This is a genomic window from Pseudomonas sp. SWRI77 (assembly GCF_014269105.1).
GTDB classification, from domain to species: Bacteria; Pseudomonadota; Gammaproteobacteria; order Pseudomonadales; family Pseudomonadaceae; genus Aquipseudomonas; species Aquipseudomonas capeferrum.
This window is the reverse complement of the sequence record NZ_JABWRV010000047.1, coordinates 1-12,358: the sequence shown is the minus strand read 5'-3', so window position 1 is coordinate 12,358 and position 12,358 is coordinate 1. Positions and strand designations below refer to the sequence as shown.

The window sequence follows — 12,358 nt, the reverse complement described above, 5'->3', positions numbered from 1 at the left end:
CCCTTGCCGGGTGTGTAGAGGACTTTCACCTCCAAGCCACCAGCGTGGCCACCACAGCCAAGCTGGTTGCGCTAGCGCGCAACGCGCCATGCCTGGCGCACCATAAAAAAAGCCCGGTTCCAAAGGAACCGGGCTTTTTCGACTGCCGAAGCGGTATTAACGCTTGGAGTACTGAGGACGCTTACGCGCTTTACGCAGACCCACTTTCTTACGCTCAACTTCACGAGCGTCGCGGGTGACGTAGCCAGCACGACGCAGAGCGGCACGCAGGGTTTCGTCGTATTGCATCAGAGCGCGGGTGATACCGTGACGGATCGCACCGGCTTGACCGCTGACACCACCACCAGCAACGGTGACGTAGATGTCGAACTTCTCAACAGTCTCGGTCAGTTCCAGCGGCTGGCGAACAACCATGCGAGCGGTTTCGCGGCCGAAGAACACGTCCAGAGAACGGTTGTTGATGGAGATGTTACCAGTACCCGGACGCAGGAAAACGCGAGCGGTTGCGGTCTTGCGACGGCCAGTGCCGTAATTTTGAGTCGCCGACATAATGAACTATCCCGTTAGATCTTCAGTTCTTGAGGCTGCTGAGCAGTGTGTGGGTGAGCAGCACCCGCGTACACTTTCAGCTTACGGTACATGTCGCGACCCAGCGGGTTCTTCGGCAGCATGCCTTTGACCGCGGTTTCGATAACACGCTCAGGGGCCTTGGCGATCAACTTCTCGAAGTTGATTTCCTTGATACCGCCTGGGAAGCCGGAGTGGGAGTAGTACATTTTGTCGGAAGACTTGGCGCCAGTCACACGGATTTGCTCGGCGTTGATGACGACGATGTAGTCGCCGGTGTCAACGTGAGGGGTGTATTCTGGTTTGTGTTTGCCACGCAGACGGCTAGCGATTTCGGTAGCCAGACGACCCAGGGTCTGGCCAGCGGCGTCGACTACGAACCACTCGCGCTTTACTGTTTCCGGTTTAGCAGTAAAAGTTTTCATTCTCTAAAGCCTCAGAGGCCGCCCAGCGAAAAATAGACGGCGAATCTTACTGGATAGTGCACAGCTTGCCAAGGGCAAGCGCGCAGCCGAACACAGACGCTTTTGGGGGCTCGGGTCGGGCACGCCCATGTTCGACGGGGTTCTTCCTGCGTGGTGGTGCATCACTCCCTCCACACGGAGAGGGTCCGAATTATCCAGATTGCGCGAAAAATTTCAACCTGCTTTTATGGGCTTCTTTGCCAAGGAGAGACTTCCCGATGGAATACCGCCAGCTCGGTCGTACCGATCTCAACGTCAGCGCCCTGTGCCTGGGCACCATGACCTGGGGTGAGCAGAACGTTCAGGACCAGGCCTTTGAACAGATCGCCATGGCCAAGGCCGCCGGGGTCAACTTCATCGACACCGCCGAGATGTACCCGGTGCCGCCCCGCCCCGAGACCTACGCCGCCACCGAGCGCATCATCGGCAACTGGTTCCGCCAGCATGGCGATCGCGACGACTGGATCCTGGCCAGTAAGGTCGCCGGGCCCGGCAACGGCATCAGCCACATCCGCGATGGCCAACTCAAGCACAACCGCCAGCACATCGTTGCGGCACTGGACGAGAGTCTCAAGCGCCTGCAGACCGATCGCATCGACCTGTACCAGTTGCACTGGCCCGAGCGCAGCACCAACTTCTTCGGCAAGCTGGGCTACCAGCACCTGAGCACAGACCTGTTCACCCCACTGGAAGAAACCCTCGAAGTGCTCGACGAGCAGGTGCGCGCGGGCAAGATCCGCCACATCGGGCTGTCCAACGAAACGCCGTGGGGCACCATGAAGTTTCTGCACCTGGCAGAAACCCGCGGCTGGCCGCGCGCGGTGTCGATCCAGAACCCGTACAACCTGCTCAACCGCAGCTTCGAGGTCGGCCTTGCGGAAATCGCGATCCGCGAGCAGTGCGGGCTGCTGGCCTACTCGCCGCTGGCATTCGGCATGCTCTCGGGCAAGTACGAGAACGGCGCCAGGCCAGAGAACGGCCGCCTGACCCTGTTCAGCCGCTTCGCCCGCTACTCCAACCCACAGACCGTGGCGGCCTGCAGCCGCTATGTGCAACTGGCCCAGGCGCATGGCCTGGACCCGGCGCAGATGGCCTTGGCCTTCGTCACACGGCAACCCTTCGTGACCAGCAATATCATCGGCGCGACCGACCTGGCGCAGTTGCAGAGCAACCTCAAGAGCCTGGAACTGAACCTGGGCGATGAACTGCTGGCGGCGATCGAAGCGATTCATCAGGACCAGCCCAACCCGGCGCCTTGATCAAAGCGACAAGCAGCGAGCTTCAAGCTGCAAGACAGAGTGGGTGTGTACTGGCCTGTTTTTCTTGGAGCTTGTCGCTTGAAGCTTGCAGCTGGACAAAAAACATAAGACGATTCAGCCGGTGATTGACCACTCTACCCTATAAGAACAATGACAAATGATGTTTACCCAACCCACCGCTTCACTGCGGCGCGTCAGCATCCTGGCCATTGACAAGGTGTTCGCTTCGACCTTGATGCAAGCCAAGGACTTCTTCCACCTCGCCAGCCTGCGTTACAGCAAGCAGCTGGGCCTGGGCTTGCAGCCCATGTTCGAAATTGGCCTGGTGAGCCCGGACGGCCAGCCCGTGGACAGCTTCAGCAATGTCCAACTGCCGGTCGACGGCGGCCTGAACGATGCCGATATCATCATCCTCCCGGCGTTCTGGGACGATTTCGACAACCTCATGCAGCGTTATCCACAGGTACTGCCGTGGTTGCGCGAACAACATGCCCGCGGCGCCGTGCTGTGCGCCGAAGCCAGCGGTGTGTTCTGGTTGGCCGAGTCCGGCCTGCTCGATGGCAAGGAAGCGACAACCTACTGGCGCTTTTTCGCCAACTTCGCCGAGCGCTTTCCGAACATACGGCTGAACCAGGACAAGCACCTGACGGATGCCGACAACATCTACTGCGCCGGCGGTGCCACCTCGGCCTGCGACCTGTATATCTATCTGATCGAGCGCTTCTGCGGGGCCAACGTGGCCCGTGCCGTGGCCCGCGATATCCTCTACGAAGTGCAGCGCAACTACACCCCGGGGCGCATGGGCTTTGGTGGGCAGAAGCTGCACCAGGACCTGATCATCCTGCAGATCCAGCATTGGCTGGAAGAGCACTTCGCCGACAAGTTCCGCTTCGAAGACGTTGCCCGCAACCATGGCATGAGCATTCGCAACTTCATGCGCCGCTTCCAGGGTGCGACGGGCGACAAGCCGCTGCATTACCTGCAACGGTTACGCATCGAGACGGCCAAGGGGTTGTTGTCGAGCACGCGCAAGAGCATCAAGACCATCAGCTACGAGGTCGGCTACGACGATGCCAGCTTCTTTGCCCGCTTGTTCCGCCAGCATACCGAACTGTCGCCGAACCAGTACCGGCAGCAGTTCATGCAGGAAGCCTGAAAGGCTTCCTGAGCGGCAAGCTACAAGCTGCAAGCGGCAAGAAAAAGCCAGAGCAACATGCTGTTTGCCCTGGCTTTTTCTTGCCGCTTGAACCTCGAAGCTTGCCGCTGCCTTTAGGGCTTGTGCGCGCGCGACAGGAACTCGTGTGACTGCATTTCCAGCAACCGGCTCAAGGTACGCTGGAACTCGAAGCTCAGCCGGCCACCGGTGTACAGGTCCTTCAGCTCCACCTCGGCCGAGATGATCAGCTTGACGTTACGGTCGTAGAACTCGTCGACCATGTTGATGAACCGACGGGCGATGTCATCGGTGGCAACGCCCATCTGCTCGACATTACTCAGCAGAACGGCATGGAAGATCTTGCCCAGCTCGATGTAGTCGTTCTGGCTGCGCGGCCCGTCGCACAGGGCACGGAAGTCGAACCAGGCGACGTCGTCGCAGGTGCGCAGGGCATTGATCGGGCGGTTCTCGATCATCAGCACGTCGTTCTCGACGGCCTGGGTGCACTCCGGCGTCAACGCCTTGAAGCTTGCACGCATGCTCTGGTGCGCGGCGTCATCGAGCGGGAAGTGGAACAGTTCGGCCTGCTCCAGGTGACGCAGGCGGTAGTCGACGCCGCTGTCGACGTTCACCACGTCGGTGTACTGCTTGATCATGGCGATGGCCGGCAGGAAGCGCGCACGCTGCAGGCCGTCCTTGTACAGGCCGTCCGGCACGATGTTGGAGGTCGCCACCAAGGACACGCCGTTCTTGAACAGCTCTTCCATCAGGGTGCCGAGGATCATCGCATCGGTAATGTCGGAGACGAAGAATTCGTCGAAGCAGATCACCCTGGCTTCGTCGCTGAAGCGCTTGGCAATGAGGGTCAGCGGGTTCTTCTCGCCCTTGAGGGTTTTCATCTCCTCGTGCACACGCTTCATGAAGCGGTGGAAGTGCGTGCGCATCTTCTGCTTGAACGGCAGCGCCTCGTAGAAGGTGTCGACCAGGTAGGTCTTGCCACGGCCCACGCCGCCCCAGAAGTACAGGCCCTTGACCGGCGTCTGCTCCTTCTTGCCGAACAACTTGCCGAACATGCCCGGCTTGTTGTTCTGCGCCTGGACCAGGTCGTCGTAGAGGCGCTGCAGGTGACGCACCGCAGTCTCCTGCGCCGCATCATGGAAGAAGTCGGGACGTTTCAGATCTGCTTGATATCGTTCTAGGGGCGTCATGATTTCGTTAGCGAGGCAACAAAAAACGGGCCGTCACTGTAGCGACAGACCCGCTTGATGGCAATCATACATACGGCCATTGTCTGTCAGGCCGCACGCTCAACCGCTCCTTCAGTCGAATGCTTCAGTCCTGCTGCGGCGCCAGCGCCTCGTGCAGGCTTTGAACGGCAGCATCACGGGCTTCGGCGCTTGCGAACTGCGGCCCGTCGGCAACCTGCTCGCCGTTCAGCCACAGGCTGAAGCTCAGGCCTTCGACACGCACATCGGCCTCGCCGCCTTGCTGCAATTGCTTGCTCACAGCGCCCGCACTCTTGCCGTCGGCGAAGCTGCGCGACAGCAGCAGTTGCTCGCCATCGGCGGCCAGCAGGCGGAAACGGAAGCTGCCGTCCTCATCGCGGAAGCTGACGAAACGCGCGCTCTTGGCTGCCTTTTTCTTGACTTCGGTGCCGGCCTGCACGCTGCTGCGGAACGAGCGCAGGCCAACGGCCTCGCGCAGTTGCTCGAGGAACGGCGTGGCGGTCTTGCGGGCCTTGGCGGCGCCGGCCAGGAGGATGTCTTCCAGGTCCGAGGGGCGCGAAATCAGTTGGTGATAGTGATCACGCTTCTCGGCCAGTTGCCCGTCCAGCAACTGGAACAGGCGCTGCTTGGCTTCACCCCAACCCAGGCCCTGCAGCAGCGCTTCGCGGAACTCGGCGCATTGTGCCGGCGTCGAGAACGCCTGGAACAAGGTGAACAGGTGGGCGTTGTCCGGGTCTTTCGCTTCGCCAGGTGCACGCGAGTCGGTGACGATGCGCGAGATGGCGTCTTTCATGTCCTTGGCGCTGGTGAACAACGGGATGGTGTTGTCGTAGCTCTTGGACATCTTGCGACCATCCAGGCCCGGCAGGGTCGCCACGCTCTCCTCGATCACCGCCTCAGGCAGGGCGAAGAAGTCTTTGCCCTGGCCGAACAGGTGGTTGAAGCGCTGGCCGATGTCACGCGCCATTTCCACGTGCTGGATCTGGTCACGGCCAACCGGCACCTTGTGGGCGTTGAACATCAGGATGTCGGCGGCCATCAGCACCGGGTAGCTGTACAGGCCCATGGTCACGCCGGCATCCGGGTCTTCGCCGGTTTCCAGGTTCTTGTCCACCGAGGCCTTGTAGGCATGCGCCCGGTTGAGCAGGCCCTTGGCCGCGACACAGGTCAGCAGCCAGGTCAACTCGGGGATTTCGGGGATATCGGACTGGCGGTAGAAGGTCACCTTGTCCGGATCGAGGCCACCGGCCAGCCAGGTCGCGGCGATTTCCAGGCGCGAGCGCTGGATGCGCTGCGGGTCGTCGCACTTGATGAGGGCGTGGTAGTCGGCCAGGAAGTAGAACGAATCGGCACCGGGTTGCTGGCTGGCGCGGATCGCCGGGCGGATGGCGCCGGCGTAATTGCCCAGATGCGGGGTGCCGGTGGTGGTGATACCGGTAAGGATGCGCGTGGTCATGGGTGTTCGCTTATTCAGGCTTGGCTCAATTCGAAAGGCGCGGCAGCAGCAGATCCTTCAGATCGGTCAGCTTGCCATGGAAGAAGTGTCCGCATTCTGCCACTTTCAGCAGCTCGTGGGGGCGCGACAGGGCGTCAGACCATTCGTAAACCAACTGCGGATCGACGACTTCGTCGCTGTCAGGCTGTACCAGCGTGATCGGGCAGCGCTGCGGCAGCGGGAATTCACTCGTCAGGCGCATCACCGCCGGGGCGATCATGAACAAATGCTGCAGCACAACGCCTGCGCTTTCCAGGCGCCCTGCCAGGCTGGTGGCGACAAAGCCACCGAACGAGAAGCCCATCAGCACCACGGGCAGCCCTGGGTGCTTGGCCTGCAGCCAAGCCGCGGCGGCCTCGGCGTCGGCCACCTCGCCAGCGCCCATGTCGTGGCTGCCGGCACTCTGACCCACGCCACGGTAGTTGAAGCGCAGGGTCACGTAACCGGCGTCACGCGCCGTGCGTTGCAGGGTCGAAACCACCTTGTTGAGCATGGTGCCGCCCTGGACCGGGTTGGGGTGGCAGATCAGCACCGCGCCGCGGGCGTCGGCCACATCCAGGTACAAGGCTTCCAACTGGCCGCAAGGGCCGTCGATGAACAAAGGGGTTTCGCGGACAAGCAAGGCACTACTCCGTGACCTCGGGAAGGGTCGATTCGTCTAGGTGAGGAATTCTGTTCTGATTTGCGATCGCTCGCGGTATACAGCGCAGGTCTGAGCCGTTAACGTAAAGCAAAGCCGTTTATAGAGGAAGGACTCGTGGAACTCTCGCTCCTTGTTTGGTTGTTGCCGACCCTGGCCCTGGTCATCGGCGTGGTGGTTGGTTTCGTCGTGGCCCGCCTGCTGCCCAATGCCGCGCCTAGCAGCACGCAACGTCAGCTGGACGATATCCAGCAGCGTTTCGACAGCTACCAGAACGAAGTGGTCACCCACTTCAACAGCACCGCCGTACTGGTCAAGAAACTGACCCAAAGCTACCAGGATGTCCAGGATCACCTGGCCGATGGCGCCAACACCCTGGCCCTCGACGACGTGACCCGCCAACGCCTGCTGGCCGCCCTGCACTCCGAAGCGGCCCAGGGCCCTCGTGACCGGCTTACCCCGCCGAAGGACACGGCCGAAGTGCCACGCGACTACGCGCCAAAAACGCCGAACTCGCCGGGCATGCTCGATGAGAGCTACGGGCTCAAGCGTTGATGCGCTGAAATGAAACAAGGCCTCGCGAGAGGCCTTTTTCTTGCGTCCAATCTTTGACTGACAACGACGAAAAACCCTGCCGAGGCAGGTTTTTTCATTTCAGCTCAAGGCTTGCGCCACGGCTGACCGTCCTCATCGTCGTCACCACCGCCACGGCGAATGTCCAGCCTGTAGTTCACTGTTGTCTTCATGGAGATACTCCTTCAAAGATGCGCTGGCCAGATGACCAACGCAGTGAGGATGCTCTTGAGCTGAAGACCAAGGCACAGGGCACAGCTTCCGCCGCCCTCATGCCGCCTGGGTACAGACACGAAGCGCCTGCTCGACATCAGCGATCAGGTCTTCTATATCCTCCAACCCTACCGACAACCGCACCAACCCTTCCGAAATGCCATGGTGCGCACGCTCCTTCGGCGTATAGCTGGAATGGGTCATGCTCGCCGGGTGCTGTGCCAACGACTCGGCATCGCCCAGGCTCACCGCCCGCGCGAACAGCTGCAAGGCATTCATGAACCGCCGCCCCGCTTCGATCCCGCCCTTGAGCTCGAACGCAATCATGCCGCCCGGCAGGCGCATCTGGCGCTGGGCCAGCGCGTGCTGGGCAAACGATGGCAGCCCTGGGTAGTGAATAAGCTCGACCTGCGGCTGGCTCGCGATAAACTCCGCCACTTGCTGGGCGTTGGCGCAATGGCGGTCCATGCGCAGGGCCAGGGTCTTGATCCCGCGCATCAACAGCGACGCATCGTGCGGCGACAGCACTGCACCGGTCATGTCTTTCAGCCCTTCCAGGCGTATCCGGTCGATCAGTGCCTTGCGCCCGACCACCAGGCCGGCCGTGATATCCCCATGGCCGCTGAGGTACTTGGTCGCCGAATGCACCACCAGGTCGGCGCCCATTTCCAGCGGCCGCTGCAAATAAGGGGTGCAGTAAGTGTTGTCGACCACGATATGCAAGTCATGCCCGCGCGCAGCATCGGCCACCGCTGCGATATCGACCAGTTGCATGTTGGGGTTGGCCGGGGTTTCGAAGTAGATCATCCGTGTTTTGCTGGTAATTGCCGCCTTGAGTGCCTTGATATCGTTGAGGTCGACGTGATGGATCTTCACCCCGAACTCGCCGATGCCATGGTGCAGGAAGGCGAACGTACAGCCATACAGCGTACGCCCGACGATCAGCTCATCGCCCGGCCGTAGCAGGGTCCATATCGTCGAAGTGATGGCCCCCATGCCCGACGCCAACGCCAGCCCCGCCTCGCCCCCCTCCAGTGATGCCATGCGCTGTTCCAGCAAAGCCAGCGTCGGGTTGGAGATGCGGCTGTAGAAGTGCCCCGCCTCTTCCCCGGCAAAGCAGGCAGCGCCGTATTCGACGGTGGGGAAGGCATAGGTGGCGGTCTGGTACACCGGCGGCACCAATGCGCCACCGTGTGACTGCGGGTCATAGCCATGGTGGATGGCCCGCGTGGAAAAACCGGTGTTGTTATGGGAGTCGCGCATGGCAACAGCCTCTTGTGGTTTGTTATAAGCTTATGCCACCGAGCTGCCTGAATTTTTCCAAAATAGCCCACGCAAACGCGCACTTTTTGGAACAAAAACAACAATTATCCGATCAGGAGGGCAAAACATGCCTTCGAGCCTCGACCGCACCGACCGCGCCCTGCTTGCCGCCCTGCAGGACAACGCCCGCCTAACCGTTTCCGAACTTGCCGACCAGGTGGCGCTGACCACCTCGCCCTGTTGGCGACGGGTCAAGCTGCTGGAAGATAACGGTTACATCACCGGGTATCAGGCCATTCTTTCCCCCAAGTCGCTGGGGTTTGGGGTGACCGCCTTTGTCAGCATCATGATGGATTCGCATACCAAGGACATGGCGCTGGCGTTTGAAAAACGGTTGATGGAGATACCGGAGATTGTGGCGTGCCATAACATTTCGGGACGGTATGACTTCCTGCTGGAAATACTGGCGCGGGACCTTGAGTCGTTTGGGGAATTTACCCGGGAAGTGCTGCAGCGGTTGCCGGGGGTGAAGGAGATTTATTCGAGTTTTTCTTATAAAGCGGTGAAGGAAAGGCGGGTAATTCCAGTCTCAGAAAAACACATATAAGACACCTCTTTCTGTACTATGGGAAAAGCCCTACTAACTTAAAGGCCTCAGCTGACATACCGCACTTTCGATAAACGAAAAGATTAGCCATGTAGCGATCAGGAGAACCTACATGGCACAGGACAAAGCGTATTATCTCAGCGAGGGGCTTTGGATTAGCGCCGCCGCCCCCACGGGCGCTGAACTCAGATTGATTGGCGGCGGTGGCGGCGGACCGGGCGGAGGTGGCTGGGGCCTGAGCGATGGTAATCCTCGCGGAACCACCCCAACCAAAAATGATATTGCGCGGGTTATTTCCACAAGGAGAGTGCTTACAGAGGAATATCAGATAATCGAGAAAGACCATGAGGACAAATACAAGCAAGCGGTAAGTCAGCTTCCTGAAACGATTGCGGCAATGAAATACCAAATCAGAGCCGAAGCGCAAAACACGCCAAACACATTATTAAAAGCATCAGCTGAGCAACACATTCTGACCTCACGCATCCGCCAGATTCGTGATGAATACCTGCAGACTCTACCCGACGCCAATAGCTATTTTGGCGTGCCCGCGTTCTATAAGCGCGGTGATTCAATGATGAGCCGATTTCTAGACCCCGGTTTCATCAAAGCAACCACAGGCGAAGCGTTGGGTGTGGAATGGACCACGAAACTCCAGAGCTCTTGGGACGGAGCGTACCGCTTGCACCTTCAAGCTCAAAAGCATCAAGCGCTGGCTGACGAACTTCCAGAGATGGCAGTGCAGGTGGATCAAGAGGAACTGAGCCAGCAGCCTCTAGACCTGTTGAAAGTGATAGCGCGTAGAACGGCGCAGATTCACACAGAGCGGCAAATACACTTCGATTGTTTACCCAATGTTCTTCAGCATGAACTGGGGCAAACCGTCATCGACGACGCGCTTACGCTTGTCCAGACCTTCAGTGCCTACCTGGCAACCGCGGCTGCCTTGGTGCAGGCCAAGCAATCACAAATTGCACAACACTCTGATTACAACCCCCGAATCAGCGGGCCACTGTCGAAGCCCCAACTTGAAGGGCTTTTGCATCTTGTAGATGAGCAACGGCTACGCAGGGCTGGTCCGCGCTGGCAGGAATACCATCTGGCACTCGCGCTAACCGAATCGATCAGGTTTTTGGGCGTATATGCAGGTGCCACGCAAAACCTGATGCAGCGCGCCGCGGACGTTGAAAGCCTCCAGACTCAACTTGCTGCACAGGAAGAGGCTGCACGCCAGCAGGCCGAAGCCGAGCGCTTGGCTGCAGAAGCCGAGCGGCAAAGGCAAGAGGCCCTGCGATATAGCATCTCCTACATCAATGAAGCGCGTTTGGCGGGATCAGCGCCGGCTGTAATCCCGATTGGCGCTACCACTTTTGCAGTAGCCGAAGCGGCTTACTCGGCTTTGGGTGAAGCAATCGCAGCCGCGATTGCCCGCCTTGTTGCTACGACAATCCCTTCGCTTACAGTAGGCACTCTTGCGATGGCCTGGCCGTCAACGCTGGGTAACAGTGAGCGCCGTTATCTTATCAGCACCCCGCTAGCCAGCCTTACGCCACCCGGTGGGCCTGACCTAGCAACTTTGGCAGCGTCAGCAACCAGCATCGACCTGCCGTATCTGCTGGCTGGATCCGAGCACGAAAAAGGCATGGATCTGTATGTCGTGCCTGGGGGCAAGCCGGTACCGGTACGCGCAGCAACATTCGACACTGAACGTCAGGTTTACAGCCTGGCACTGGATAACCCGCAGCGGATATTGACCTGGACACCTGCGAGCGCGCCGGGCGGTGAAGATGGAAGTTCTACCAGCTTGCCGCCAGCGCCGCCCGGTACCGTCGTTTACACCGGCAGTACCCTGAACCCCGTCAGTACCGAAACAGAGGGTTACCCCGCGCTGGATTTGCTGGACCAGGAACGGCTGATCATCACCTTCCCCATGGACTCGGGATTACCGCCTATTCTGGTGGTGTTCAAAAGCCCGCGGTACGAGGCAGGTACATCGACCGGAAATGGTACACAGGTATCAGATACATGGCGTAAATCGGCCGCCAGCCTCGAAGGGGCTCCAATTCCTGCTCAGATTGCTGATCTTCTAAGGGGTAAAGAATATAGGACCTTTGACGCGTTCCGGCGGCAATTTTGGAAGGCGGTGGCTAATGACCCCGAGCTATCGAAGCAGTTTAGCCCTCAAGACATCCGTCGAATGAGAAAACATGGATACTCGCCCTGGGTCGATAAAGGTGACAAGTATATGAGCAAACGCTCCCACGAAATTCACCACGTCGTGCCTATCAGCGAGCAAGGTGGCGTATATGATATGGACAACTTAATAATTTTGACGCCCAAAGCTCACAACCACATTCACTATGGAAAAGACGATCTTGAAAGATAAATTTGAAGATTATACAAAACATGAGTTTCTTGCCTTCCTCCAAGTGATTGATACAGCTATCGAGGATGAGCCAGACAACGTACTGGTACCGTTGATTGAACATTTTGAGAAAATTACCGAGCACCCGTCTGGTAGTGATCTTTTTTTCAGACCGCAAGGCAGCAACCTGGGCGAGCCTGAACAAGTACTTGAAATAGTCGAAACGTGGCGCCTGGCCAATGGCAAAGAAGGTTTCAAAGCAAGCTAAATAGATTGAGGCCCTGATCACCCAGGGTCTCAACATATCCGGATGCCATGACGCGCCGCCGGGAATTCTGGAAGGCGGTGGCTAATGACCCCGAGCTATCGAAGCAGTACCATTATAAAGACTTAACTCGAATGAAAGAAAATGGTTACGCCCCTAGTGTGGTGTTTCACAAATACCGCTGAAAATCTGAGCTAGGCTCTGTGGAAGCCAACTCTCCAAGGGCATCGACATGGGCCGACCAGCAACCGTCATTACCCTTTCC

General features: G+C 59.0%; 12 protein-coding genes. 6 read left to right on the top strand and 6 right to left on the bottom strand.

Annotation, left to right across the window (positions count from 1 at the left end):
- Positions 1-156 precede the first annotated feature (156 nt).
- Both rpsI and rplM read right to left on the bottom strand, forming a co-directional pair.
- A complete protein-coding gene (rpsI, locus tag HU766_RS25725) occupies positions 157-549 on the bottom strand; it encodes a 30S ribosomal protein S9 (protein WP_033702850.1) in 393 nt (130 codons plus the stop codon).
- Positions 550-563: 14 nt separating this feature from the next.
- Positions 564-992 (bottom strand): 50S ribosomal protein L13, encoded by a 429-nt coding sequence (gene rplM / locus HU766_RS25720; RefSeq protein ID WP_008097538.1) that lies wholly within the window; start codon positions 990-992, stop codon positions 564-566.
- A gap of 257 nt (positions 993-1,249) precedes the next feature.
- On the opposite strand from rplM, the gene HU766_RS25715 reads away from it, so the two are divergent.
- Together HU766_RS25715 and HU766_RS25710 are read left to right on the top strand one after the other, a co-directional pair.
- Positions 1,250-2,290, top strand: coding sequence for an NADP(H)-dependent aldo-keto reductase (locus HU766_RS25715; RefSeq protein ID WP_186661751.1), 1,041 nt, complete (start codon positions 1,250-1,252; stop codon positions 2,288-2,290).
- A gap of 235 nt (positions 2,291-2,525) precedes the next feature.
- Entirely contained in the window at positions 2,526-3,446 is a 921-nt protein-coding gene (locus HU766_RS25710) for a GlxA family transcriptional regulator (RefSeq protein ID WP_077068765.1), read from the top strand.
- Between the two features lie 113 nt (positions 3,447-3,559).
- Here HU766_RS25710 and zapE read toward each other — a convergent pair whose 3' ends face one another.
- The 3 genes from zapE to HU766_RS25695 form a co-directional block, all read right to left on the bottom strand.
- Positions 3,560-4,654, bottom strand: coding sequence for a cell division protein ZapE (gene zapE / locus HU766_RS25705; RefSeq protein ID WP_033702852.1), 1,095 nt, complete (start codon positions 4,652-4,654; stop codon positions 3,560-3,562).
- 124 nt (positions 4,655-4,778) lie between these two features.
- On the bottom strand, positions 4,779-6,128 hold the full coding sequence (locus tag HU766_RS25700; RefSeq protein ID WP_186661743.1) for a tryptophan--tRNA ligase: 1,350 nt from the start codon (positions 6,126-6,128) through the stop codon (positions 4,779-4,781).
- A 25-nt stretch (positions 6,129-6,153) separates the two neighbouring features.
- A complete protein-coding gene (locus HU766_RS25695; protein ID WP_186661741.1) occupies positions 6,154-6,789 on the bottom strand; it encodes an alpha/beta fold hydrolase in 636 nt (211 codons plus the stop codon).
- A 135-nt stretch (positions 6,790-6,924) separates the two neighbouring features.
- On the opposite strand from HU766_RS25695, the gene HU766_RS25690 reads away from it, so the two are divergent.
- Positions 6,925-7,362: a DUF1043 family protein gene (locus tag HU766_RS25690; protein ID WP_027593992.1), complete on the top strand. Its 438-nt coding sequence runs from the start codon at positions 6,925-6,927 to the stop codon at positions 7,360-7,362.
- Between the two features lie 288 nt (positions 7,363-7,650).
- Here the strand turns inward: HU766_RS25690 and HU766_RS25685 are convergent, their stop codons facing one another.
- Positions 7,651-8,856, bottom strand: coding sequence for a methionine gamma-lyase (locus HU766_RS25685; protein ID WP_033702855.1), 1,206 nt, complete (start codon positions 8,854-8,856; stop codon positions 7,651-7,653).
- Positions 8,857-8,983: 127 nt separating this feature from the next.
- Here HU766_RS25685 and HU766_RS25680 point away from each other — a divergent pair, with 127 nt between their 5' ends.
- The 3 genes from HU766_RS25680 to HU766_RS25670 all read left to right on the top strand — a co-directional run bounded on the left by HU766_RS25680 (position 8,984) and on the right by HU766_RS25670 (position 12,096).
- Positions 8,984-9,463 carry an Lrp/AsnC family transcriptional regulator gene (locus tag HU766_RS25680; RefSeq protein ID WP_027595326.1) on the top strand — a complete coding sequence of 160 codons (480 nt, stop codon included), beginning with the start codon at positions 8,984-8,986 and terminating at the stop codon, positions 9,461-9,463.
- 112 nt (positions 9,464-9,575) lie between these two features.
- The gene (locus HU766_RS25675; RefSeq protein WP_186661731.1) at positions 9,576-11,849 is read left to right on the top strand and encodes an S-type pyocin domain-containing protein; all 2,274 of its coding nucleotides are present in this window, start codon (positions 9,576-9,578) and stop codon (positions 11,847-11,849) included.
- Positions 11,839-12,096, top strand: a complete 258-nt coding sequence (locus HU766_RS25670; protein ID WP_186661721.1) for a bacteriocin immunity protein — start codon at positions 11,839-11,841, stop codon at positions 12,094-12,096. The genes HU766_RS25675 and HU766_RS25670 overlap by 11 nt, the downstream gene beginning before the upstream one ends.
- The last annotated feature ends 262 nt before the right edge of the window (positions 12,097-12,358 follow it).

Bases quoted from the DNA above. Each gene is read 5' to 3' on its own strand.
- rpsI (WP_033702850.1), bottom strand. From the start codon at position 549: ATGTCGGCGACTCAAAATTACGGCACTGGCCGTCGCAAGACCGCAACC.
- rplM (WP_008097538.1), bottom strand. From the start codon at position 992: ATGAAAACTTTTACTGCTAAACCGGAAACAGTAAAGCGCGAGTGGTTC.
- HU766_RS25715 (WP_186661751.1), top strand. From the start codon at position 1,250: ATGGAATACCGCCAGCTCGGTCGTACCGATCTCAACGTCAGCGCCCTG.
- HU766_RS25710 (WP_077068765.1), top strand. From the start codon at position 2,526: ATGCAAGCCAAGGACTTCTTCCACCTCGCCAGCCTGCGTTACAGCAAG.
- zapE (WP_033702852.1), bottom strand. From the start codon at position 4,654: ATGACGCCCCTAGAACGATATCAAGCAGATCTGAAACGTCCCGACTTC.
- HU766_RS25700 (WP_186661743.1), bottom strand. From the start codon at position 6,128: ATGACCACGCGCATCCTTACCGGTATCACCACCACCGGCACCCCGCAT.
- HU766_RS25685 (WP_033702855.1), bottom strand. From the start codon at position 8,856: ATGCGCGACTCCCATAACAACACCGGTTTTTCCACGCGGGCCATCCAC.
- HU766_RS25680 (WP_027595326.1), top strand. From the start codon at position 8,984: ATGCCTTCGAGCCTCGACCGCACCGACCGCGCCCTGCTTGCCGCCCTG.
- HU766_RS25675 (WP_186661731.1), top strand. From the start codon at position 9,576: ATGGCACAGGACAAAGCGTATTATCTCAGCGAGGGGCTTTGGATTAGC.